Here is a 22,687-nt window from a genome sequence, read left to right as displayed (position 1 = left end):
CCGGGGAGTTGTTACGATGGGACCGGCCGCGACTGGCGTTGAGGTGGAGCACCACCTGGGAGCGGCCACGACCTGACCTCCGATGCGAGCCGATCGCCTGGGCCGCGGTGGACCACCGAACCGGTGCCACACCTATCCTTGGAGTCTCGTCGTGTCCGACCGCCTACCCATCCGCCGCGCCCTCGTCTCCGTCTACGACAAGACCGGCCTGGCCGCACTCGCGGCCGGCCTGCACGAGGCCGGCGTCGAGATCGTCTCCACCGGGTCGACCGCCCAGGCCATCGCCGCGGCCGGTGTTCCCGTCACCGGTGTCGAGGACGTGACCGGCTTCCCCGAATGCCTCGACGGCCGGGTCAAGACCCTCCACCCGAAGATCCACGCCGGCATCCTCGCCGACCGGCGCCTGCCTGAGCACGTGCGCCGGCTCGAGGAGCTCGGGGTCGCCCCGTTCGACCTCGTGGTGGTCAACCTCTACCCCTTCGCCGACACGGTCGCCTCCGGCGCCGAGGTCGAGGACTGCATCGAGAAGATCGACATCGGCGGCCCGTCCATGGTGCGTGCAGCGGCGAAGAACCACGCGAGCGTGGCCGTCGTCGTGGACCCGACCCGGTACGAGGCGGTGCTCGCGGCGGTGACCGCCGGCGGCTTCGACTCGCGCGACCGGGCGGGCCTCGCCGTCGACGCGTTCCGCCACACCGCCACCTACGACGTGGCCGTGGCCACGTGGCTCGGCACGGTCGTGGCCCCGGACGACGAGGGCACCGGCTTCCCGGGCTGGAAGGGTGCGACCTGGGAGCGCTCGCGCGTGCTGCGCTACGGCGAGAACCCGCACCAGGGCGCGGCCCTGTACACGGATGCCCGCGGCGGGGGACTGGCTGGCGCGACCCAGCTCCACGGCAAGGAGATGAGCTACAACAACTACGTCGACGCCGACGCCGCCTGGCGCGCCGCGCACGACCACGGCGACACCCCGACCGTCGCCGTCATCAAGCACGCCAACCCGTGCGGGGTCGCCGTGGGGGAGACGATCGCCCAGGCGCACGCGCGGGCGCACGCGACCGATCCGGTCTCCGCGTTCGGTGGCGTGATCGCCGCGAACGCCGTCGTGACCGAGGAGATGGCCGACCAGGTCGCCGGCGTGTTCACCGAGGTCGTGCTCGCGCCCGGCTATGAGCCGGCGGCGCTCGAGATCCTCTCCCGCAAGAAGAACATCCGCATCCTCACGGTCGCCGGCAGTGCCGCGCTGGCCGGGGCGGCCGTGGCCGAGCGTGAGATCGCGGGCGGGCTGCTGAGCCAGCAGGTCGACCGGATCGACGCCGCGGGGGACGACCCCGCGAACTGGACCCTCGCCGCCGGCGCGGCCGCAGACGAGGCCACCCTCGCCGACCTCGCGTTCGCCTGGCGGGCCGTGCGGTCGGTCAAGTCGAACGCGATCCTGCTCGCCGCCGGCGGCGCCGCGGTCGGCGTGGGGATGGGGCAGGTGAACCGCGTCGACTCGTGCCGGCTCGCGGTCGAGCGGGCGGGGGAGCGGGCGAGTGGCTCCGTGGCCGCCTCCGACGCGTTCTTCCCCTTCGCCGACGGCGCGCAGGTGCTCATGGACGCCGGGGTGCGGGCGATCGTCCAGCCCGGCGGCTCCGTACGCGATCAGGAGGTCGTCGACGCGGCCACGGCCGCCGGGGTGACCATGTACCTGACCGGCACGCGTCACTTCGCGCACTGACCCCGGGCGTCGCGCGCCGACGCCGGCAGCGGCCCCGAGCCCGCCGACCGGGGTGGCTCGGGGTCGCTACGTCAGGGCCTTGCGGAGCTGGACGGCCGGGTCGGTGGCCAGGTCCAGGTCGATTCTCGGGTAGTCCTCGCCGGCGCGCTGGAACGCCTTGCGCACCGCCGAGGTGTCCCGGGGGGAGTCGGCCACGATCGCGCCCACGAGCCGGTTCTCGCGGATCTGCAGCAGCGTCCAGCCGGCGCCCGGATCCCCGCGCAGCACCTCGGTGCCGCCTGGCCCCGCGAGGTCCCCGATCCGCTCGAGGTGGTGGCCGAACTGGTCCGAGAACACCTCCGGGGCCAGCAGGTTCGGCGCGGGCTCCGCGCGCTCCGGGCCGAGGATCCCCGCGGCCACACCGGCCGGATCGCGCAGCGCCGAGAACCAGTGGCCGCCGGCGAGCGGGCCGTGCCGGGGGTGGTCGCGGAGCGCGACGTCGCCCACCGCCCAGACCCGCGGCGTATCCGCGCCGGTGGCCTCGACCGTTGCGTCGCGCGGGGACACCCGGCCGTCGACGGTGACCGGCACGAAACCGCGCTCGGTCACCGGAATCCCGGAGCCGGCGAGCCAGTCGGTATTCGGTCGCACCCCGGTCGCGGCGAGCACCGCATCGGCCTCGATGTCGCCGTCCCCGGTGCGCACGATCGCGCGCAGGCCGGCGCCCGTGCCGCCCGCCGGGTCGACTGCGTGCACGGGGGTGTCGGTGCGCAGGTCCACCTCGGCGGCCTCGTGCCAGGCCCGGGTGTAGTCCCCGGCGCGGACGCCGATGTGGTCGGCCAGCGGCGCCGGCCCGGCCTCGAACACCGTGACCTCGTGGCCCGCCGCGGCCGCCTGCCCGGCGACCTCCGATCCGATCCAGCCGGCGCCGATGATCGCGAGGCGCGCCGGGGCGGCGAGTGCCGCGCGCAGCAGCGCCGCGTCCTCGAGCGTGTGCAGCGTGAGCGGCTCGGGCCAGCGACGAACCGGCGCCGACCCCATGGCCAGCACGACCGCACTCGCCTCGAGGCGAGCGCCGTCGTCCATGATCACGACCGACTCGGCCCCCGGCTCGAGGCGGGCGGCGCGGCCGGTGATCACCCGATCGGCCACGTCGGCCAAGGCGGTGCCCAGGTCGTCGGCGAGCCAGAGCGGCTCGGCGCGGGTGAGCAGCTCGGAGGACAAGGGCGGGCGATCGTACGGCGGATGCGGTTCGTCGCCGATCACGACCACCTCGCCGTCGTATCCGCGCTCCCGTAGTTCCGTTGCGGTGCGCAGTCCCGCGAGGCCGGCGCCGACGATCACAATCCGATTCACTCCTCCAACCTAGTCCGGCTCGATCCAGTTGGTGAGCGTCACGAGCCCGGCCGGCAGCCGCGCGAGCGCCGCGGAGATCGGCTCGGTCGGGGCGTGAACAGTGCGCAGGAGCAGGCCCACATCGCCGTGAGCGGTGATTCCCCTGCCGCTCGCGACGACGTCCGGCTCGGGGATGAGGTCGAGCAGCGCGCGCGCCTCGACCTCCTCGTCCCCGCTCCAGCGCGCGGGAGTGAGGACGACGGCGCTCACCCCGAGCGGGTCGACCCGCTCGAGCTCCTCCCGAACGCCGCCCCCGGTCACCACCACGACCAGCACCCGCACCCCGCGGGCGAGGCTGATGCGCGTGCGGTCGCGGATCCGGCCGGCGGCGAGCAACTCGTCGAGGGCGGCGGTCAGTCGCGGTGACGTGGGATCGGCGCCCGGTGACACGAGGCCGGGGTCGATCCGGCGGCGCAGCCCGCGCAGGACGTTCGCCGGGTGCGGATCGGCCAGTTCGGCGGGATCGCAGGGGCGGACCGCCGTGGCCACGAGGCCGTCCGGTGTGAGGCGGGCCGACACCTGCACCGGCAGCTCCGCGGCCGAGGCCGGCAGGTCGCCGGCGAGCCGGATGCTGCGGTTGCCGACGAACGGCTCGTGTAACGGGCGCGTGCCGGAACCGGGCGCGAGGCGCCCCCGGGCGCGAACCCGGAGCCCGAGGACTCCGCGATGCGCATCGGTCATGAACCGCACGCGGGAATGGTCGACGCATCCGCGGCCGGCGCTGCGGGGAGGATGGCCCGGAGATCTCGACCGGCGAGTGGGATGCGCCACGTGGCGCCGATGCGCAAGAGCGCCGTGACCAGGGCCGCGGGCACATGCCGACCCAGCTGAGGCGTCCTACTCGAGTGCCACATCGTCCGTCTCCCTTCTCAGGTCGCCCATCGTGTCACTCCTCGTTCTGTGGCGACCGGTGTGTGCGCGCCATGCTGGACCAGGGCGTCGACACCGGCGGTATCCTGGCCCGTGATGAGCACCGACCCCGTCACCCTCGCGCGCGGCCGGACGGCCGTCCTGTGGCTCGCGGTCGCGGGCGTGGTCGTGATGATCGCCGCCTCGTTCACGCTCGGGGCGCGGACCGGCATCTCGATCCTCGGCGCGGAGCTGCTCGTGCTCGCCGCGGTGCGGGCGTGTACGTCGTGGGCGGACCGGATCGCCTCCCGGTCGCGCTCGTTCGACGTCGTGCTGCTCGCCGGGATCGGCGTCGCGATCCTCGTGCTCGGGCTCACCGCCGACAACGTCTGAGGCGCGTTCGGCCCCGAATGGTGGATACGGCCCCTGGAGAGGCCGAATGAGGGGCCGCATCCACCGGTCGGCGGTTTATTTCGTGAGCGCCTCGATGATGCCGTTGAGAGTGGTCGAGGGGCGCATGACGGCGGCGACCTTCTCCTCGTCCGGCAGGTAGTAGCCGCCGATGTCGGCCGGCTTGCCCTGCACGGCGAGCAGTTCGGAGGTGATCGTCTCCTCGTTCTCGGTCAGCGCGCGGGCGACCGGGGCGAACAGCTCGGCCAGTTCGGCGTCGCCCGTCTGGGCGGCGAGCTCCTTGGCCCAGTACTGGGCAAGGTAGAAGTGGCTGCCCCGGTTGTCGGTCGTGCCGAGCCTGCGCCCGGGCGAGCGGTTCTCCTCGAGGAACGTGCCGGTGGCCGCATCGAGGGTGTCGGCCAGCACCTGGGCGCGGGCGTTGCCCGTCGTCTTCGCCAGGTGCTCGAAGGAGACCGCCAGCGCCAGGAACTCCCCGAGGGAGTCCCAGCGCAGGTAGTCCTCGGCCACGAGCTGGGCGACGTGCTTCGGCGCGGAGCCGCCCGCGCCGGTCTCGAAGAGCCCGCCGCCGGCGATGAGCGGCACAATCGAGAGCATCTTGGCGCTCGTGCCGAGCTCGAGGATCGGGAACAGGTCGGTCAGGTAGTCGCGCAGTACGTTTCCGGTGACCGAGATCGTGTCGAGCCCCGCCCGGATCCGCTCGACCGAGAGCCGCGTGGCCTCGATCGGGGAGAGGATGCGGATGTCGAGCCCGGCGGTGTCGTGGGTGGGCAGGTAGTCGTTCACCTTGGCGATGAGGTTGGCGTCGTGCGCCCGGTTCTCGTCGAGCCAGAACACGATCGGGTCGCCCGTGGCGCGGCCGCGGTCGACCGCGAGCTTGACCCAGTCGCGCACCGGGATGTCCTTGGTCTGGCAGGCGCGCCAGATGTCGCCGGCGTTCACGTCGTGCTGCATGAGCACCGTGCCCGCCGAGTCGAGCACCGCGACGACCCCGGCGGCCGGGATCTCGAAGGTCTTGTCGTGGCTGCCGTACTCCTCGGCCTTGGCGGCCATGAGCCCGACGTTCGGGACCGTGCCCATCGTGGCCGGGTCGTAGGCGCCGTGGGTGCGGCAGTCCTCGATCACGGCCTGGTAGACCCCGGCGTAGGAGGAGTCGGGGATCACCGCGAGGGTGTCGGCCTGGCCGCCGTCGGGGCCCCACATCTTCCCGGAGGTGCGGATCATCGCCGGCATCGAGGCGTCGATGATGATGTCCGAGGGCACGTGCAGGTTCGTGATGCCCCGGTCCGAGTCGACCATCGCCAGGTCGGGGCCGTCGGCCAGTGACTGTTCGAACGCCGCCCGGATCTCGGTCGCCTTCGCCTGGTCGTCCAGGGCGTCGAGACCGGCGAAGATCGCGGCGAGCCCGTCGTTCGGGCTCAGGCCCGCGGCCGCGAGGTCGTCGCCATGGGCGGCGAACACGCCCGAGAAGTAGGCGCGCACGGCGTGGCCGAAGATGATCGGGTCGGAGACCTTCATCATCGTGGCCTTGAGGTGCACGGACAGCAGGACCCCGGCCTCGGCGGCGCGTTGCACCTGGGCGGCGAGGAAGGATTCGAGAGCTGCGGCGTCCATGCGGGTGGCGTCGACGATCTCGCCGGCGAGCACCGGGATCGCCTCCTTGAGCACGGTCACGGTGCCGTCGGCGCCGCGCAGCTCGACGCGCAGGGTGTCGTCGGCGGCGAGGACGACCGACTGCTCGCTCGAGGCGAAGTCGTCGGTGCCCATCGTGGCCACGTTCGTGCGCGAGTCCGGGCTCCAGGCGCCCATCGAGTGCGGGTGATTGCGGGCGTAGTTCTTGACCGAGGCGGGCGCGCGGCGGTCGGAGTTGCCCTCGCGCAGCACCGGGTTGACGGCCGATCCCATGACCTTGCCGTAGCGGGCGCGCACGTCGCGCTCGGCGTCGGTGGCGGGGGAGTCGGGGAAGTTCGGGAGGTCGTAACCGGCCCGCTGCAGCTCGGCGACCGCGGCCTTGAGCTGGGGCACCGACGCCGAGATGTTCGGCAGCTTGATGATGTTGGCGCCCGGGTGCTTGGCGAGCTCGCCCAGCTCGGCGAGGGCGTCGCCCACCTGCTGCTCGGGCGTGAGGCGCTCCGGGAAGTGGGCGAGGATGCGCCCCGCGAGCGAGATGTCGCGCGTGGCCACCTCGACACCCGCGCTGCCCGCGAAGGCCCGGATGATCGGCAGGAACGAGGAGGTCGCCAGCGCCGGGGCCTCATCGGTGTGGGTGTAGATGATCGTCGACTCTGTCACGAAGACTCCTGGTGGTCGGCTATAGGATTGCTTGACATCAAGATATCTCACGCGGGACTACCGGGTCCGGCCGTGTGATGCAATCGTGGGTGACCGCACCTCCCGGGCGACCGCCGTCACTCCCGGCCCATGCACTCGTCGATAGGAGCTCGACATGACCACCCCCGTCAATGTCACCGTCACCGGCGCCGCCGGCCAGATCGGCTACGCGCTGCTGTTCCGGATCGCCTCCGGTCAGCTGCTCGGCCCGGACACCCCGGTCCGGCTGCGGCTGCTGGAGATCCCGCCGGCCGTCAAGGCCGCTGAGGGCACCGCGATGGAGCTCGACGACTGCGCCTTCCCGCTGCTCGCCGGCATCGACATCGTGGACAACCCCTCCGACGGCTTCGCGGGCACGAACGTGGCGCTGCTCGTGGGCGCCCGTCCGCGCGGAGCGGGCATGGAGCGTGCCGACCTGCTCGAGGCGAACGGCGGCATCTTCGCCCCGCAGGGCAAGGCGATCAACGACGGTGCTGCCGAGGATATTCGGGTGCTCGTCGTGGGCAACCCGGCGAACACGAACGCCCTCATCGCCGCCTCGCACGCCCCCGACGTGCCCGCGGACCGCTTCACCGCGATGACCCGACTCGACCACAACCGCGCCCTCTCCCAGCTCGCGGCGAAGACCGGTGCCGGCGTGGCCGACATCAAGAACCTGACGATCTGGGGCAACCACTCCGCGAGCCAGTACCCGGACGTCTTCCACGCCACGGTCGGCGGGCGCCCTGCTGCGGACCTGGTCGCCGAGTCCTGGCTCGCCGAGGAGTTCATCCCCACGGTGGCGAAGCGCGGCGCGGCGATCATCGCGGCCCGGGGCGCCTCCTCGGCCGCCTCGGCCGCGAACGCCGCGATCGACCACGTGCGCGACTGGGTGCTCGGCACCCCGGCGGACTCCTGGACCTCGGCCGCGGTGGTCTCCGACGGCTCCTACGGCGTGCCCGAGGGGCTCATCTCCTCCTTCCCGGTGCGTTCCGCCAGCGGCGCCTGGGAGATCGTCCAGGGCCTCGAGGTGGGCGACTTCTCCCGCGCCCGGATCGACGCCTCCGTGGCCGAGCTCGGCCAGGAGCGGGACGCGGTGCGCGGGCTCGGGCTCATCTGAGTCGAGCCGGTTGCGGGCCTCGCCCGCAGGCGTATGGACGGCGGGGCTCACCTTCGGGTGGGTCCCGCCGTTCGCGCGTGGTCGTCGCGGTGCCGGTGCTCGGGTAGCATCGTCTGACATCGATGTCAGGTGTCGATGTGGAACAGACCTGATCAAAGGAGCTTCCGAGTATGTCGATTCGTAGTACTAGTCGACCCATCGGCCGCAGGCGGCCGACATCCGGGTCGGTGTGGCGCGGGCGGGTCCTGGGCACGGGCGCGACGCTCGCGCTCGTGGCGACCGCCGCCGTCGCCCCCGCGACGGCCGAACCGGGCGCCGACTGGGAGGCCGGGGAACCGCTCGACCTCACCCAGTACGTCGACCCGCACATCGGCACCGCGGTCTCCTCGACCAGCGGCTACGCCGGCAACGTGAGCCCCGGGGCCAAGGTCCCGTTCGGTATGGTCACCTTCGGCCCGGACATGTCCCGGAGCAACTACAACGGGTCGGGCGGCTACATCCTGCCGGCAAGCGCCACCTCCGGGCGGATCAACTTCTTCAGCCTCACCCACATCAACGGGCCCGGCTGCCCGGGCCAGGGCGTCGTCGGCATGCTGCCGCGCACCGACGCCACCTCGGTCACGAACGCCGCCGGCGCTCCGCAGCAGGCTGCCGAGTTCCAGACCGCGAACGAGTCCGCCGCTCCGGGCGCCTACTCCGTCACGCTCGACAGCGGCGTGGAGGTCGAGCTCGGTGCCACGACCCGCACCGGGGTCGCCACCTTCACCTACCCGGACGCCGACTCCGCGTACTTCTCGCTCGACACCCGCCTCAACGCCAACTCGAACGCGCGCAACGACGCCGGAAAGATCTCGCCCGAGAACGTCTCGCTCGAGGTGTCCGAGGACGGAACGGTGCTCACCGGCAAGACGGTCGCCCCGGCCTTCTGCACCCCGTGGGGCACCCCGTACAACTCGAACGTCTACTTCTACGCCGAGCTCGACCGCACGCTCGAGGCTCAGGACGACACCGACGACACGGAGGGTGCGGAGTCCACGGTCAACACCGTGGTCGACGGCTCGACCGTGCTCCAGTACGACGTTCCGGCCGACGACCCCACGCTCACGCTGCGCGTGGGCATCTCCTCGGTCTCCATCGCCAACGCCGAGGAGAACCTCGCGGCCGAGGCGCCCACCGCCACCCTCGATCAGGTGCGTGCGCAGGCCGACGACCTGTGGAACGAGCGCCTCAACACCGTGCAGGTCGACCGTGCCGCCGATCCGGACGCGCTGACCGAAGAGCAGCGGGATGAGCTCGTGAAGTTCTACACCTCGCTGTACCGGGCCCTCGGCTCGCCGACGGTCTACTCCGATGTGAACGGCGAGTTCCGCAGCATGGAGGCCCCCGAGCTGCTGAGCGGCGAGCCCGACCGCGGAGGCTACGTGCAGGAGCGCGAGACCGTGAACGTCTCCGACTACGACTACACCAAGGCGAACGGCGAGACCGGCGGCTACGACACCCATTACTCGAGCCTGTCGTTCTGGGACACCTACCGCACCCAGGCCCAGCTGCTCGCGCTCCTCGCGCCGGACGTGGCGAGCGACGTGGCGCAGTCCACGATCGTCGACGGCCTGCAGTGCGGCGCGCTGCCGCACTGGGTGGACGCGAGCGACGACTCGACGCCCATGTCCGGCGACAACGCTCTCCCGGTGATCGCCGCCACGTACGCGTTCGGCGCACGCGACTTCGACCTGGCCGCCGCGGCCCGGTTCGTCAGCCAGTCCTCGTTCGACGAGACGAGCGCCTGCAACGGCAACGCGAGCTTCGCGGGGATGGCCGACTACCTCGAGACCGGCTACTACCCCGAGGGCGACTGGACGAGCGCGAACATCGAGCGCTACAACAGCGACTACGCGGCCGCCGAGTTCCTCGCGGCGGTGCGTGACGTCGTCGCCGACGACGTCACGATCACGGACGACCAGGTCGACGTGCTCTACGACCGCGCCGGCTGGTGGACGACCATCCTCGACCCCGAGACGGACACGCTGCGCTCGCGCGTGGCACCGACTGAGCCCGGCGTCCCGGGCGAATTCGGCACGGGAACCTTCCACGAGTCCACGGAGCCGAACTACTTCTGGTCCTTCGCGCACGCCTGGGACGGCCTGATCGAGGGCATCGGCGGGAACGAGGCGGCGATCGACCGACTCGACGCGCTGTTCTCCATGGACGACGAGCTGACCGCGACCCCGACGCTGGCCGAGCTCAACGGCGGTCAGGACGCCGACACGTTCTACATGGGAAACGAGCCGAGCTACCAGGCGCCCTGGGCCTACAACTGGGCCGGAAAGCCGGCGGGCACGCAGTACGTGATCAGCCAGCTGCGGACCACCGCGTTCGGCACCGACCGGGACGGCATGCCCGGCAACGACGACCTCGGGGTGCAGTCGGCCTGGTACGTGTTCGCCTCGCTCGGCCTCTTCCCGGTCGTTCCCTCCGAGGCCGGGCTGGCGATCTCGTCGCCGATGTTCCCCGCCGCCACGGTGTGGCTCGACGGGAAGCCGGTGCGGATCACGACCGATTCCGATCCGGCCGCCGCCCCCTTCATCGAGACGATGACCGTGGACGGCAACGCCTACGGCCGCAGCTGGATGAAGGCCGAGACCCTCGCGAACGCGAGTGAGATCTCGTTCGGGCTGAGCTCGACGCCCACGACCTGGGCCGCCGATGTCCACCCGAGCGATGCGGCCGCCACGACCACGGGCCTCGAGCTGTCCGCGACCACGATCAAGGCCGGCGCATCGGCCACGGCAACCGTCACGGTCGACTCCGCCGATCTGACCGTTCCGCAGGGAACCATCGAACTCCGCGTCGACGGCACGGTCGTTGCGGAGGCCCCGATCGGGGCCGAGACCGGCACGATCGAGATCCCCTTGACGGTGCCCGCGGAGACGCCGGCCTCGACGGTCTCGGTGACGGCGGCATTCGTGCCGTCCGACCCGACGTTCCTCGAGCCGTCCGCCTCCGAGCCGGTCGCACTCGAGGTCACGCCGGCACCGGGCCCCACGCCGGAGCCGACGGATGAGCCGACCGACGAGCCGACGGACACCCCGACGGACGCCCCGACGGACACCCCGACGGGTGACCAGGATGGCCTCGACGAGCTGCCCGACACCGGTATCACGGTGACGGCGTGGATCGTCGCGGCCCTCCTGCTCGCCGCGGGCGGACTCGTGCTCCGGCGTCGCCAGTCGGCCTGATCGCCGGTCCGACGAACCCCGGCCCCACCGGGCGTGCTCACAAGGCGCGCCCGGTGGGGCTTCGCCGTTCTCACCGCCTGTGCGGGGAAATTCGTTGGTGCCGTGCCCCGGCGATGTTCCCCGCAGTCGTGGTGCCGCGGCCCGGCACTGGCGGGGTACCGGGCGGCTGCTGCAACTCCTCTGTGCCCAGACTGCACCGTGATGCATCGCTGTCCACAGCTCCGCCCTCATCACGTGCGCGGTCATCGCCTCGCGTTGCCTCCTGGTGTCATGACCACACCCAGGAATCTCAAGACCGCCCCGTTCGAGGATGCCTTGGACGCCGCGAGCCCTCACGGCGAACCGCCACCCCCGTCGCCTCCGGCTCGAGCCCGCCGCCGGCAGAGCGAGGCGGACGCGGCGGGCCTGTTTCGCACCCAGCACGGACTCATCGCCCGTGGGCAGGTGCTCGCCACCGGCCTCACCGACGAACACATCCGGCACCGGCTGGCGCTCGGGCTCTGGGTGCGCGTGTATTCGGGTGTCTACTGCCTCGCCGGCACCCGTCGGACCCGGCTATGTCGATGTGTCGCGGCGCTCCTGTATTGCGGACCGAACGCGTATCTGAGTCACGACACGGCGGCCTACGAACTCGGCCTCATCTATCGCCCGTACTCTGCGACCATCCATGTCACGCTGCCGCATTCCACGCGCGTCCGCGCACAGACGGGATTGAAGATCCATCGCACCCGGCTCCCGGCCGAGCCGCGCCGCACATCGACGGGGCTGGTCGTGGCCGATCCGGTCCGCACTCTCGTCGACCTGGCCGCGACGTTGAGCAGCCGTGACCTGCAGGCAGTCCTGCACGATGGCATCTTCAAGAAGATCGTCACACTGAATGCCTTGTACGACGGCCTCTCCGAGCCCAGACACGTGCCCGGATTCAGCCCGATGAGGCGCGAGATCGAGGTCTTCGATCGGGAATCCGATTCGGGTCGGGAGGCGGAGGCCGGACGGCTCTTTCGTCGCGCCGGGATGTCCTTCATCAGGCGATATGAGGTGTGGGGCGACGAGGGCGGGCACGCAATCCTCGATTTCGCGCACGTGCCGCTCAAGCTGGATGTCGAGATCGACGGGGCCGCCTATCACGCGGACCCGGCAGCGCAGGCGCGTGATCGCGAACGCGACCGAATGCTCATTCGGCTCGGCTGGCAGGTGCTGAGGATCCCCGCCACCGACGTGCGCACCCGGCCCGACGACGTTGTGGAACTCGTTCGGGCGGCGCTCGCGCAGCGCCCTACGTGTCAGGCTGAGTTGAGACCAGGTCCTCATAGCAAGTATGACTCGTAGGGTGAGACTAGGAACGATCCGATGATGATGCCGAACGCGTTGAAGATGATGAACGAGAACAGTCAGGAGGACCCCGCCGGGGCTGGTCCCCGGGCCGGTGGCCCGAAGCGGCGACGGTTCACCCCGGCGCAGAAGCTCGCCCATGTCCAGGCCTACGAGCAGGCCCTGGCCGACGGGGACGCGGGAGCGTACCTGCGCCGCGAGGGGCTGCACTCGGCCTCCATCAGCGAGTGGCGGCGGCTGCGTGATGCGGGCGTCCTCGAGGGCAAGGAGCCCGGTCAGGCGGTCGGTCGCCCGAACCGGGAGCAGGCCGAGATCGGACGGCTGCGCAGGCAGTTGGAGGTGACCCAGAACGAGTTGGACCAGACCCGTACTGCCCTGGAGATCATGGGAAAAACACACACCGCTCTTGGAGCAGATCTCCAAGAGCGCGCAGGACGGGCACGGGCCCACGAAGCGCTGATGGCCACCCACGAGGAGCTCACCGGTGCCGGCATCACCACCCGTGAGGCGGCACGCCTGACGGGCATCTCCCGGGCCACGGCCGCTCGCCACGGCAAGGCCCGCCCGGCGCCGACCCCACTTGATCGGGCCGATCCGGTCAATAGGCTCTCGTGTGCCGAGCGCGAGGTCGTGTTGGAGGTCCTGGATAGCCCGGAATTCGTTGACTCCACGCCGATGCAGGTCTACGCCACATTGCTCGAACGAGGGGTCTACCTGTGCTCGGTGTCCACGATGTACCGGATCCTGCGTGAGGACGACCAGGTAGTCGATCGTCGCCGGCAGGCCCGTCACCCCGCCCGGACGGTCCCCGAGCTCGTGGCCACCGGCCCCGGCCAGGTCTATACGTGGGACATCACGAAACTGCCCGGACCGGCCAAGGGCGTCTACTACGACGCCTACGTCATGCTCGACATCTACTCGCGCTATATCGTCGGGGCCATCGTCCACGCCCGTGAAAGTGGCCCGCTGGCCGAGGAGATGATGCGCGAGGTCTTCGGCATCCACGGCATCCCCCACGTCGTCCACGCCGACCGCGGCACCTCGATGACCTCGAAATCGGTCGCTGTACTGCTGGAGGACCTGCAGGTAGTCCGTTCACACTCACGCCCGCGGGTCTCGAACGACAACCCGTACTCGGAATCACTGTTCAAGACCGCCAAGTACAGCCCCACGTTCCCCGACCGGTTCGGATCCCTGGACGATGCCCGCGCCTGGATGGCCGAGTTCACCGAGTGGTACAACCACGAACACCACCATTCCGGGATCGGGCTCCACACCCCCGCAGACGTCCACTACGGCCACGCCGATCAGATCGCGACCGACCGTCAGGCCACCCTCGCCGCCGCGCGCGCTGCCCACCCCCAACGCTTCTCGACCAACCACGCCCCGAAGATCCTCGACCTACCCACAGCGGCCTGGATCAACCAGCCCGACGATGAACACGACCAATCGACCAAGGAGGACTCGAACCCGGCCTACGAACAGGCCGCATAACAGGGCACTGGCCTCGTACACCTTGACAACTTCCGGCGCGCCGGAATCCACGGCATCGACGACCGAGCGGCCGGCTGATGGTCGACACAGGATCGCGGGGAAAGTAGCTGTGCCTGCGCAACGACGAGCTTCCCCAGCTTCACGACGCCGGGCCGATGCGGCCGCACCTGGGGAAAGAAGCTGTGCCACCGCAACGGCGAGTCTCCCCGCGAGGTGGGCAGGGCGAGGTGGGGAAAGAAGCTGTGCCACCGCAACGTGTTATGTCGCAGGACATCGGTGACAGTTCTGCATCAGGACATCGGTGACAGTTCGAGGGGTCTTGGTGGTGACACTTCAGCGGGTTTGATGAGCGGATGCCTGCGAATGAGCCTGTTGATGCCCGTGTCCGTCTGGCGATTGCGAGGTGGCCCGATGATGCGCCGCGTGGGGCGGTGACGACGTTCTGTCTTGAGCACGACATTTCGCGCAAGACGTTCTACGTGCTGCGGGCACGGGCCCGTCGCCAGGGGCAGGCTGCTGTGTTGGAGCCCCGCTCGCGGCGCCCGGCGACGTCTCCGACGCGGATCGATGAGGACACCAAGCAGCGAGCCCTGGACGTGCGTGCCGCGCTCGAGGCCTCGGGCCTGGACCACGGTCCTGTGAGCGTGCATGACAAGTTGGTCGCGATGGGCTTGACCTCCCCGTCGACGGCGTCGTTGGCGCGGATCTTCCGGGACAAGGGTGTCGCCCGGGTCGAGCCGAAGAAGCGACCACGGGCCGCCTACCGGCGGTTTGTGTACCCGGCACCGAACGCGTGCTGGCAACTGGACGCGACCGAGTACGTCCTTACTGGTGGACGCAAATGTGTGATCTTCCAACTCGAGGACGACCACAGTCGGCTCGCGGTCGCCTCCCACGTCGCGGCCGCCGAGACCAGCGACGCCGCGATCGCCGTGGTGGAGAAGGGGATCGCCGCCCGTGGCGTGCCACAGCGCCTACTGACCGATAACGGTGTGGCCCTCAACCCCTCGAGGCGTGGCTGGCAGGGCCGACTCGTCGAATACGTCACCTCCCTGGGGGTGGAGGCGATCACCGGCAAGCCCTACAAACCGACCACCCAGGGCAAGAACGAGCGATTCCACCAGACCCTGTTCCGGTTCCTGGACAAGCAGCCGATCGCGTCCTCACTGCCCGAGCTGCAGGCACAGGTCGATGTCTTCGACCGGATCTACAACACCGAGCGTGGCCATCAGGGCCTACCGGGGCGCATCACCCCGCAGCGCGCATGGGACGCGACCGCGGTAGCCGAGCCTCCCAAGCCGAAGGTCTCCTACATCGAGCCACTCCTGCCCGATCCGCGCGGGATCGCCGGGCAGGGAGCCATCGCCGCGTCCATCGGCGAGACGCCACCCCCAACAGAGCCACCACTGGCCCGGCGTGCCGTCGCCGCCCGGGGTAGCCGCCTCCTGGTGATCCGGCCCACGGGTAGCGCCAAGATCCGCGGAATCGAGTTCCAGATCAGCAGCCGACTGGCCGGCCAGAGCGTCCTCGCCACCTGGGACGAGACCACCGTCGGCTTCGTAGACCAGCACGGCGAGACCCTCGCCTGCTAGCGGACATGCCAACCTCCTTGTAGACGGACACGGACTTCCCTGCTGATGGACAGTTGATCTCCCTGTCTGTGGCCATGGGATCGGGCCGTGTCGGTCCCGGCGAAAGCGGCCCTCCGGGGATGTGCTCGAGGTCTTCAACCACCACGAGTAGTCCACCGGAGGGACGCATGAAGAAGTCTGACAGGGAGATCATGGAAATTCTGGAGGCGTACGACGCCACACAGAGTGCGCACTCGGCCGCGCAACTGGCCGGGGTGGACCCCAAGACGGTGCGGCGGTACGTCGCCGCCCGTGATCAGGGCCGTGCGGTCACCGGCGCGGGCCGCCGGCCGCGGATGATCGATGAGCACATGCCCAAGATCGAGGAGTGGGTCGAGCGCGGCAACGGCAAGGTCCGCGCTGACGTTATCCACGGCCGGCTCGTCGCTGTGGGGTTCACAGGGACCGAGCGGACCACCCGGCGGGCTGTCGCCGAGGTCAAGGCCGCGTGGCGGGCCGGGCACCGGCGCAGCTATCGGCCGTGGATCACCGAGCCGGGGCTGTGGCTTCAGTTCGACTGGGGCGAGGGCTCGCGAGTGCCCGGGCCCGATGGGAAGCCGCGACGGACGTGGCTGTTTTGCGCCTGGCTGGCCTGGTCACGTTTCCGGGTGGTCATTCCGGTGTGGGACCAGACGCTGCCGACGCTGATCGCGTGCCTGGATGCCACGCTGCGCCGCCTGGGCGGGGTGCCCAGCTACATCTTGACCGACAACGCCAAGACGGTCAGCGTCGAGCACGTCGCCGGCGTGGCGGTACGCCATCCGCAGATCGTGCAGGTCGCCCGCCACTACGGCAGCCAGGTGCACACGTGCGTGCCCTACGACCCGGAGTCCAAGGGCGGCACGGAGTCCACGGTCCGGTTGGCCAAGGCTGACATCGTGCCTACCGGCGCGAACCTGCGCGAGCAGTATTCCTCCTTCGCGCAGTTGGAACAGGCGTGCGAGGAGTTCATGACCAAGGTCAACAACCGCAAGCACCGCGAGTCCGCGCGGTTACCGGCCGAGGCGCTGATCGAGGAGCGGGCTCGGTTGCACATGCTGCCGGCCGCGCCGCACACGATGGCGCTGGGAGAGACCCGCAGCGTAGGCACCGATCAGACCATACGGTTCGGGTCGGTGCGCTACTCCACCCCGCCGGGGCTGGTCGAGGAGGAAGTGTGGGTGCGGGCCGCGGGGGCCGAGTTGATCATCGTCGCCGACCTAGACGCGCTGCCGCTCGTGCCGGACTGGGCCACCGATCGTCGTGGGCTAGTTGAGGTCGCCCGTCACCGCCTGTCCACGCCGGGCAACCCGCGTATCGACCTGGCGCACTACCCCGACCACCCGCAGGAGCCCGATGGTGCGCCCCGACCGCCGAAACCACGAGCCCGCAACGCCGCGGAGGAGGAGTTCCTCGCGCTGGGGCGGGGTGCCTACGACTGGCTGATCGAGGCCTCCGCGGCCGGGGCAGTGCGCATCCGCGCCAAAATGGCCGACGCCGTACAGCTGGCCACCCTCGTCGGCCGCGAGGGCGTGGACGCCGCCCTGGGCGTGGCCGCGGCCGCCGGCCGCTTCGGCGAGGGCGACCTGGCCGCCATCGTCGACCACCAGGCCGTTGGGGCGACCGCGACCGACCTGGTCGTCGCTGACGAAGCCCACTCGGCCCAGCCCGGCACCACTGCCTGGGCGAACTTCACCACCAGCAAGGAGACCACCCGATGAGTCCGACCGCCGTGACCACGACGACAACGCCGGCAGCGCCACCGCTGCCCAGCGACCTGGAGCAGGCCATGCGACGGATGCGCCTGCCCTACCTGCGCGCCGCCGCCCCCGATGTTCTGGCGACGGCGAAGTCCCAACGGTGGGATCCCGCCGAGATCCTGCGGGTGCTACTGGCCGAAGAAGTGCGCGGCCGCGACGAGGCCACCAAGACCGCCCGCCGCAAGGCCGCCGGGCTGCCCGCCGGCAAGACCCTGCACTCCTGGCGCGAGCACGACTCGTCCATCCCGGCCCCGACCCAGTCCGCGCTGGCCACCCTGGAATGGATCCACCACCGCGAGAACCTGGCGATCAGCGGCCCCTCGGGCACCGGCAAGACCCACTTCGTCGAGGCCCTGGCGCACAAGGCCATCGACGAAGGAATGCCCGTTGCCTGGTTCACCCTGGAATCGCTGACCACAGCCATCAGCCGCGCCACCGTCGACGGGTCGATCAGCAAGGTCCTGGCCAAGATCACCCGCGCCGAGCTCGTCGTCATCGATGACATCGGCATGCTGCCCGCCGGACAGGCCGCCGCCGAGGCCTTCTACCGCCTCGTCGACGCCACCTACGAACGCCGCAGCCTCGCGGTCACCAGCAACATCCACCCCGCCGGGTTCGACACGATCATGCCCAAGACCCTGGCGACCGCCACCGTCGACCGGCTCCTGCACCACGCCCACGTAATCGTGACCGAGGGCACCTCACAACGACTGACCGAAGCGACCAACGGACGCGGGGTGATCCCCTTGACCTGACAACCCGGGGAGATCAACTGACCGCAGGCAGGGAGATGAACTGTCCGTCAGCAGGGAACCCACATGTCCGCCCACAGGGATGTCCCACTGTCCCTTGACACTCGCCGAGCACCTCTGGCCGCCCAAGGGCATCACCTACGTCAGCAACAACCACTCCCTCCTCCACCCCCGCACCACCACCATCAACGATGAACCGTCACCGACGTCCTGATACATCAAACGTCACCGATGTCCTGATGCAGAACTGTCACCCATGTCCCGATACAAGACAGTGCCACCGCAACGGCGAGTTTCCCCGCAGGGGGCGGGGAGGGGCAAGCCCGCCCTCAGGGCTGGAGCACCTCGAACGTGGCGGCGTACCGGCAGCCGAGGCGCTCACCGGCGGCGGTCGCACCAGCGTCCAGGAAGCCGGCCGGGTCGAAGCCGCCGAGGCCCTCGATATAGGCGGCGTGTGCGCGGAGCGAGTCGAGCCCGACCTCGAATGTGGCGCTGATGTCGACGGCGTGCCCCGCGGCGGGTGAGCCGGGCAGCCAGACCTGGCGGACGCCGTCCCAACGCTCGAGCCCGCCACCCGCATCGGGGAAGATCCACCGGTTCCCGGCGTCGCGCACGGCGTCGACACTCGCGCGGCCCACGGCGATGTGGTCGGCCTGATTGAGCAGCCCGCCGGGCCAGGTCTCCCGGTAGCTGTTCGTCATCACGATCTGCGGGCGCAGCCGCCGGATCTGCTCGCACAGCGCCGCCCGCAACTCGAGCGAGTGCTCGAGCGTGCCGTCCGGTCGGCGCAGGAAGATCACGTCCTCGACGCCGACGATTCGGCACGAGTCGACCTGCTCGCGCTCCCGCAGCGGTCCCGCCCGATCGGGTGCCATCGAGTCGATGCCCGCCTCGCCCGAGGTGACCATGACGTACGTGATGTGCTTGCCCTGCGCGGTCCAGCGGGCGATCGCCCCGGCGGCGCCGAACTCCATGTCGTCCGGGTGCGCCACGATCGCGACGGCGCGCTCCCAGTCCTCGTCGAGTGGTTGCAGTTCCATGCCACTCACCGTAGGCGACGGAGCGGGCCGGCTACCGGAACACGACCGTGCGGTGTGCGTCGAGCAGCACCCGGTGCTCGGCGTGCCAGCGCACGGCCCGGGCGAGCACCCGGCGCTCGACGTCCTGACCGAGCCGCATGAGTTCGGTCGGGTCCTCCGCGTGCGTGACCCGCTCGACGTCCTGCTCGATGATCGGGCCCTCGTCCAGGTCGGCCGTCGCATAGTGCGCGGTCGCTCCGATGAGCTTGACCCCGCGGGCGTGCGCCTGGGCGTAGGGCCGGGCGCCCTTGAACGAGGGCAGGAACGAGTGGTGGATGTTGATGATCCGCCCGGGCAGGGCACGACACAGGTCGTCCGAGAGGATCTGCATGTACCGGGCCATGACCACGAGCTCGGCGTCCAGCTCGGCGGTGAGCTCGAGCAGCCGGTTCTCCGCCTCGGCCTTCGTCGCCTTCGTCACGGGGATGTGATGGAACGGCACGCCGTAGAATTCGGCGATCGGCGCGAGGGTCGTGTGGTTCGAGACGACGGCCACGATGTCGGTCGGCAGCCCGGTCGAGCGCTGTCGGAAGAGCAGGTCGGTGAGGCAGTGCGCCGTGGTCGAGACCATGACGATCGTGCGCATCGCCCGGCCCACCCGGTCGAGGGTCCAGGTCATCCCGAACGAGGAGGCCACCGGCTCGAGCACCGACCGCAGCGGCCCCTCGCCCGCACCGGACTCGACCTGGACCCGCATGAAGAACAGCCCGGACTCCGGATCGCCGAACTGCTGTGACTCGGTGATGTTGCCGCCGATCCCGGCCACGGCACCGGCCACGGCATGGACGATCCCGGGGCGGTCGGGGCAGGAGAGGGTGAGGACCCACTGGGGTGCGCTGTCAGTCACAACGGCCAGGGTAGCCGCCCGGCCCGACATCGTCTCACCCACGGCGCTGCGCCGTGCGCCGGGGGAGTCCGAAGTGCAAGGATGGGGTCATGAGCGAAGACCTGCGGATCGACCTGGTCGAACAATCCTGCGCCGGCGAGCTGCTGACGGTGCGCCGGGCCGCGTTCGTGACCGAGGCCCAGCTGTACGGAGACCCGAACATCCCCTCCCTCACGCAGACCCTGGCGGAGCTCGAGGCCGATCTCGATCGTGCCGACGTCGTCACGCTCGGGGCGTGGACCGGCTCGCGGCTCGTGGGCTCCGTGCGCGTGGGCCTCGAGGAGGACCGGGCGCTGCTCGGCCGCCTCGCCGTGGTTCCGGACCTGCAGGGCCAGGGGATCGGCACCCAGCTCCTCATGGCCGTGCTCCACTACCTGCCCGAGGACACGAAGGAGGTCTGGGTCTTCACCGGCCAGGACTCCAAGCAGAACCTCGCGATGTACGACAAGCACGGCTTCGAGCACCAGTACGACCAGAACGCCGGCGATCTCACCTACGCCTACCTGCGCAAGATCCTTGGCGACGGGCCGGATGAGGCGCAGACTGAACACGAGGTCGACTCCGCCTCCTGACCCCGGCACCGACGATGGGGAAGGATTTCATGCACGCGCTCACTACGCGCCACGCCCTCGCGGCCGGCGCCCTGGCCGCGGCGCTGCTCGCATCGCTGAGCGGCTGTGAGAGTGGGGACGACGGCGGCTCGCCCACCCCGCCCGCGTCACCGCCGGCCTCGGTCACGCCGAGCGAGCCGGGGCCGAACGAGTCGGCGCCCACGGGCTCGCAGAGCGATACCGCGAGCCCGACGTCCACCCCGACGCCCACCCCGACACGGAGTGAGACCGGCGGGACCGATGCGCCCATCCCGACCGACGCCGCCGACTACGCCGACGCCCTGATCGTCGCCTGGGGGTCGGGGGATCACGACCGGATGGTCGAGCTCGCCACCCCCGAGGTGGTCGAGGAGCTCACCGGTCATGCCGATCCGGGCGGCCCGCACTGGGATCGGGTCGGCGAGGACTCCGGGGCCGGATCCACCTTCGTGCGGTACGAGGACACGAGCACCGGGGAGACCGTCGAATTGCGAGTCGAACTCCAGGCGGCCGGTCAGGGGCGGGAGCACGCCGTCGCCGAGGTGAAGTTCGGCTGAGGCGGAGCGCGCCGGTCAGTCGGTCAGCCGGGCCTCGACCCGGTCGACCTTCTCGGTCAGCTGATTCGTGAAGCCGGGCCGGATGTCGGCCTTGAGCACGAGTCCGACCCGCGGGGAGCCCTCGCCGGCCGCGTCGAGGGCCGCCTTGACCACGGCCATGACCTCGTCCCATTCGCCCTCGATCGTGGTGAACATGGCGGTGGTCTCGTTCGGCAGGCCGGAGTCGCGGATGACCCGGACGGCCTTGGCCACCGCGTCGCTCACGCCCCCGGTCTCGTCGCCGGCGGAGGGGCTGATACTGATCGCTACGAGCATGCGTCCAGCCTAGATGAGTAATTCCAAGGGGTCAGTGGTCGTAGGCGGTCAGTGAGCGGCGGATGGGCTGGCCGGTACGGTCGTTGTGCCAGATGGCGGCGGTCAGGGCCAGGATGCGTTGCAGGATGCGGATCAGGACACCGGCGGGGGTGCGGCCTTGGTGGCGTTCGAGGTCGAGTTGGCCCTTGAAGGTATCGAAGATCGATTCGATGGTCTGGCGCAGTGGTTTGAAGAACCGTGCACCCGGGCGCGGTTTCTCGCCCTTGCGTGCTGGGCGCAGCAGTTCGATGTCGTGGTCGGCGAGGTCGGTCTCGAACTGGTGGCCGAAGTAGTTCTTGTCACCGATCAGGATCGATCGGGCGCGTCCGGCCAGGGACTGGTCGGTCTGCAGGAGTTCCAGGACCACGGTGCGTTCATCGGCCTTGGCGCCGGTGATCGCGAACGCAATGGGCAGTCCATGGACGGTGGCGATCATGTGCAGGCGTAGTCCCCAGAAGTAGCGGGAGTGGCTGGCGCAGTAGCCGTACTGGGCCCAGCCGGCCAGGTCCGAGCGGTGCACGGTCTCCCTGGAGCGGGCGCATTCGATGGGGGTGGAGTCGACCAGGAGGACGTCGTCGTCGTACACGGAGGTCTGGGATGCCAGCGCCCGGATCAGCCATGCCACGGTCCCGACCAGGGCACGCAGGCGCTTGTTGTAGCCCGATTGACGCGGAATGTAGGGGAACATGGCGTGCAGGTGCGTGTGGGCGTACCGGAGCCAGCGGGTCTCGTTGGTATGGCCCAGCAGTGCCTGCATCACCGCCAACGTGATCAGCTCGGCGTCGCTGATCTGCGGTGCCAGGCCCACCAACGGCCGCAACGGGCATTCTTCGGGATGGGCCTTCAGTAGGTCATCGGTCGTGACGTACAGTTCAGTTGCGAGGGTGTCCAGGTCGGCGTCCACGGCGAACCTCCACGTTCGGCGATTGGGGTAACAACGCCGATCCTGGACACTTTCTCGCTCACCGCGCAGCCGCCGCGCCGCCCACACCCCTTGGAATTACTCATCTAGTGACCGTTCCCGCGTCCGGCCACGGCCGGTGGGCGGCGATCGCATATCGGATCGCCGCCGGTTCCTTGTACACTGGCATCATCGCGACTGGCGCAGAGGTGGATCACCACCGGGGAGCGATGCCAAGGAGTTCGTGGTCGCCCGCCTGGGCCACGGAATCGACTGAGACCGACCGAGATCGATCGACATCCGTCGACACCGTCGAGACCCGTACTTGGAGAACCCGTGACGCAAGAAGCCGCCG

General features: G+C 70.3%; 18 protein-coding genes and 2 riboswitches. Of the genes, 11 read left to right on the top strand and 7 right to left on the bottom strand.

What is annotated here, in order from left to right; genetic code table 11:
• Positions 1–18: 18 nt before the first annotated feature.
• Positions 19–110, top strand: a riboswitch (ZMP/ZTP riboswitch).
• Positions 83–1,720: a bifunctional phosphoribosylaminoimidazolecarboxamide formyltransferase/IMP cyclohydrolase gene (gene purH, locus GCE65_RS13205; RefSeq protein WP_153878717.1), complete on the top strand. Its 1,638-nt coding sequence runs from the start codon at positions 83–85 to the stop codon at positions 1,718–1,720. (Overlaps the previous riboswitch by 28 nt.)
• Before the next feature lie 66 nt (positions 1,721–1,786).
• Here the strand turns inward: purH and GCE65_RS13200 are convergent, their stop codons facing one another.
• Positions 1,787–3,055 carry an NAD(P)/FAD-dependent oxidoreductase gene (locus GCE65_RS13200; RefSeq protein ID WP_153878716.1) on the bottom strand — a complete coding sequence of 423 codons (1,269 nt, stop codon included), beginning with the start codon at positions 3,053–3,055 and terminating at the stop codon, positions 1,787–1,789.
• 9 nt (positions 3,056–3,064) lie between these two features.
• Positions 3,065–3,775 (bottom strand): hypothetical protein, encoded by a 711-nt coding sequence (locus GCE65_RS13195; RefSeq protein ID WP_153878715.1) that lies wholly within the window; start codon positions 3,773–3,775, stop codon positions 3,065–3,067.
• A 285-nt stretch (positions 3,776–4,060) separates the two neighbouring features.
• Between GCE65_RS13195 and GCE65_RS13190 the strand changes: the two genes are divergently transcribed.
• Positions 4,061–4,336: a DUF3017 domain-containing protein gene (locus tag GCE65_RS13190; RefSeq protein WP_153878714.1), complete on the top strand. Its 276-nt coding sequence runs from the start codon at positions 4,061–4,063 to the stop codon at positions 4,334–4,336.
• Positions 4,337–4,411: 75 nt separating this feature from the next.
• Here the strand turns inward: GCE65_RS13190 and GCE65_RS13185 are convergent, their stop codons facing one another.
• The gene (locus GCE65_RS13185) at positions 4,412–6,643 is read right to left on the bottom strand and encodes an NADP-dependent isocitrate dehydrogenase (protein ID WP_153878713.1); all 2,232 of its coding nucleotides are present in this window, start codon (positions 6,641–6,643) and stop codon (positions 4,412–4,414) included.
• Between the two features lie 154 nt (positions 6,644–6,797).
• Between GCE65_RS13185 and GCE65_RS13180 the strand changes: the two genes are divergently transcribed.
• From GCE65_RS13180 to istB, 7 genes are all read left to right on the top strand, one after another.
• The gene (locus tag GCE65_RS13180) at positions 6,798–7,781 is read left to right on the top strand and encodes a malate dehydrogenase (protein ID WP_153878712.1); all 984 of its coding nucleotides are present in this window, start codon (positions 6,798–6,800) and stop codon (positions 7,779–7,781) included.
• Between the two features lie 227 nt (positions 7,782–8,008).
• The gene (locus tag GCE65_RS13175) at positions 8,009–11,017 is read left to right on the top strand and encodes a glycoside hydrolase domain-containing protein (protein WP_194928713.1); all 3,009 of its coding nucleotides are present in this window, start codon (positions 8,009–8,011) and stop codon (positions 11,015–11,017) included.
• 444 nt (positions 11,018–11,461) lie between these two features.
• Complete coding sequence (locus GCE65_RS13170) at positions 11,462–12,346, top strand: DUF559 domain-containing protein (protein ID WP_194928712.1); 885 nt, start codon at positions 11,462–11,464, stop codon at positions 12,344–12,346.
• Positions 12,347–12,394: 48 nt separating this feature from the next.
• On the top strand, positions 12,395–13,843 hold the full coding sequence (locus GCE65_RS13165) for an IS3 family transposase (protein ID WP_153879285.1): 1,449 nt from the start codon (positions 12,395–12,397) through the stop codon (positions 13,841–13,843).
• Between the two features lie 431 nt (positions 13,844–14,274).
• Complete coding sequence (locus tag GCE65_RS13160; protein WP_228759955.1) at positions 14,275–15,435, top strand: DDE-type integrase/transposase/recombinase; 1,161 nt, start codon at positions 14,275–14,277, stop codon at positions 15,433–15,435.
• 167 nt (positions 15,436–15,602) lie between these two features.
• Positions 15,603–17,174, top strand: a complete 1,572-nt coding sequence (gene istA, locus GCE65_RS13155; RefSeq protein ID WP_194928711.1) for an IS21 family transposase — start codon at positions 15,603–15,605, stop codon at positions 17,172–17,174.
• A complete protein-coding gene (gene istB / locus GCE65_RS13150) occupies positions 17,171–17,968 on the top strand; it encodes an IS21-like element helper ATPase IstB (RefSeq protein ID WP_153877410.1) in 798 nt (265 codons plus the stop codon). The genes istA and istB overlap by 4 nt, the downstream gene beginning before the upstream one ends.
• 326 nt (positions 17,969–18,294) lie before the next feature.
• Here the strand turns inward: istB and GCE65_RS13145 are convergent, their stop codons facing one another.
• Entirely contained in the window at positions 18,295–19,005 is a 711-nt protein-coding gene (locus GCE65_RS13145; RefSeq protein WP_153878709.1) for a PIG-L deacetylase family protein, read from the bottom strand.
• Between the two features lie 31 nt (positions 19,006–19,036).
• A complete protein-coding gene (gene purU, locus GCE65_RS13140; protein ID WP_152910343.1) occupies positions 19,037–19,921 on the bottom strand; it encodes a formyltetrahydrofolate deformylase in 885 nt (294 codons plus the stop codon).
• A 59-nt stretch (positions 19,922–19,980) separates the two neighbouring features.
• Between purU and GCE65_RS13135 the strand changes: the two genes are divergently transcribed.
• Together GCE65_RS13135 and GCE65_RS13130 are read left to right on the top strand one after the other, a co-directional pair.
• On the top strand, positions 19,981–20,502 hold the full coding sequence (locus GCE65_RS13135; protein WP_152910334.1) for a GNAT family N-acetyltransferase: 522 nt from the start codon (positions 19,981–19,983) through the stop codon (positions 20,500–20,502).
• A gap of 29 nt (positions 20,503–20,531) precedes the next feature.
• A complete protein-coding gene (locus GCE65_RS13130; RefSeq protein WP_152910333.1) occupies positions 20,532–21,077 on the top strand; it encodes a hypothetical protein in 546 nt (181 codons plus the stop codon).
• Positions 21,078–21,092: 15 nt separating this feature from the next.
• Here GCE65_RS13130 and GCE65_RS13125 read toward each other — a convergent pair whose 3' ends face one another.
• Complete coding sequence (locus tag GCE65_RS13125; RefSeq protein WP_152910332.1) at positions 21,093–21,392, bottom strand: MTH1187 family thiamine-binding protein; 300 nt, start codon at positions 21,390–21,392, stop codon at positions 21,093–21,095.
• 31 nt (positions 21,393–21,423) lie between these two features.
• On the bottom strand, positions 21,424–22,335 hold the full coding sequence (locus GCE65_RS13120) for an IS982 family transposase (RefSeq protein ID WP_153877139.1): 912 nt from the start codon (positions 22,333–22,335) through the stop codon (positions 21,424–21,426).
• A gap of 181 nt (positions 22,336–22,516) precedes the next feature.
• Positions 22,517–22,601, top strand: a riboswitch (ZMP/ZTP riboswitch).
• Positions 22,602–22,687 lie beyond the last annotated feature (86 nt).

The sequence above is a fragment of the Pseudactinotalea sp. HY158 genome, from assembly GCF_009660225.1.
Lineage (GTDB): Bacteria > Actinomycetota > Actinomycetes > Actinomycetales > Beutenbergiaceae > HY158.
Note: the sequence above shows the minus strand (reverse complement) of the source record. Positions and strands in the feature narration are given on the sequence as shown.

Excerpts from the sequence above, each read along its gene's own strand:
- purH (WP_153878717.1), top strand. The coding sequence starts at position 83 with ATGCGAGCCGATCGCCTGGGCCGCGGTGGACCACCGAACCGGTGCCAC.
- GCE65_RS13195 (WP_153878715.1), bottom strand. The coding sequence starts at position 3,775 with ATGACCGATGCGCATCGCGGAGTCCTCGGGCTCCGGGTTCGCGCCCGG.
- GCE65_RS13190 (WP_153878714.1), top strand. The coding sequence starts at position 4,061 with ATGAGCACCGACCCCGTCACCCTCGCGCGCGGCCGGACGGCCGTCCTG.
- GCE65_RS13180 (WP_153878712.1), top strand. The coding sequence starts at position 6,798 with ATGACCACCCCCGTCAATGTCACCGTCACCGGCGCCGCCGGCCAGATC.
- GCE65_RS13165 (WP_153879285.1), top strand. The coding sequence starts at position 12,395 with ATGAACGAGAACAGTCAGGAGGACCCCGCCGGGGCTGGTCCCCGGGCC.
- istA (WP_194928711.1), top strand. The coding sequence starts at position 15,603 with ATGAAGAAGTCTGACAGGGAGATCATGGAAATTCTGGAGGCGTACGAC.
- istB (WP_153877410.1), top strand. The coding sequence starts at position 17,171 with ATGAGTCCGACCGCCGTGACCACGACGACAACGCCGGCAGCGCCACCG.
- GCE65_RS13145 (WP_153878709.1), bottom strand. The coding sequence starts at position 19,005 with ATGGAACTGCAACCACTCGACGAGGACTGGGAGCGCGCCGTCGCGATC.
- purU (WP_152910343.1), bottom strand. The coding sequence starts at position 19,921 with ATGTCGGGCCGGGCGGCTACCCTGGCCGTTGTGACTGACAGCGCACCC.
- GCE65_RS13135 (WP_152910334.1), top strand. The coding sequence starts at position 19,981 with ATGAGCGAAGACCTGCGGATCGACCTGGTCGAACAATCCTGCGCCGGC.
- GCE65_RS13130 (WP_152910333.1), top strand. The coding sequence starts at position 20,532 with ATGCACGCGCTCACTACGCGCCACGCCCTCGCGGCCGGCGCCCTGGCC.
- GCE65_RS13125 (WP_152910332.1), bottom strand. The coding sequence starts at position 21,392 with ATGCTCGTAGCGATCAGTATCAGCCCCTCCGCCGGCGACGAGACCGGG.